1 pseudogene is annotated in these 688 nt (G+C 33.1%); it reads right to left on the reverse strand.

From position 1 onward, the window contains the following. Window positions 1–30: 30 nt before the first annotated feature. Window positions 31–315 (reverse strand): annotated as a pseudogene (locus tag ASJ81_RS14655) (DUF6444 domain-containing protein); the annotation flags it as partial. Window positions 316–688 lie beyond the last annotated feature (373 nt).

The following is a 688-nucleotide window of genomic DNA, read 5'->3' on the forward strand; positions in this document are numbered from 1 at the left end:
GCAGCAGTTCAAAGAATGCTCTATTACCTAATCAGGATTATCAACCATTTTAAGAGTTGTTCCTGGATGACCTTCTTGACCTCCAGGGTTCTTTTCGCTCTTTTTACGGAGACTCTTGGGATTAGGTTTTCCTTTGACAAAAAAATCAGTAGAAGGAGGTTTACTGCTGTTTCTGCTATTTTGATTTAAGCGAGATTCTAAAACTTGCAATTTTTCACTAAGCTGTTTTATTTGAGATTCAAGACTCTCAATGTAAGTTGCAATAACTTCAGGATTTGAAGTACACAGAGCAAGAATCTCTTCACGTTTCATCAAAGATAGAAATAACTCATTGTAAATCCAATTTTTCCTCGAAAAGAGGAAAAATTGTGTAGCCCTAAAAAGGCTACCTGAATAGTAACCTTTTCTTTATAGTAATAAGCTAATGAAAATCAGTTAATAATATCAGCTTGACGAAAATCTACAAATAAGCCAACTGACGTAAAAACCAAGCCAACTGATATAAATCAAACAAAGTGACGTAAGCCAGGCCAACTGACATGGCTCGCTTTATATACAAATTTATAAAAAATTTTTTACTGATTGTATTAACTCTTTTTAGGCACATGAATGGATCTATAAAAACACACAATATCAGTACTTCGCTAATTTTTCATTTTGTATAAATGAGGTCATTCGAAACCTAAAT

It is taken from the genome of Methanosarcina spelaei (assembly GCF_002287235.1).
Taxonomy (GTDB): domain Archaea; phylum Halobacteriota; class Methanosarcinia; order Methanosarcinales; family Methanosarcinaceae; genus Methanosarcina; species Methanosarcina spelaei.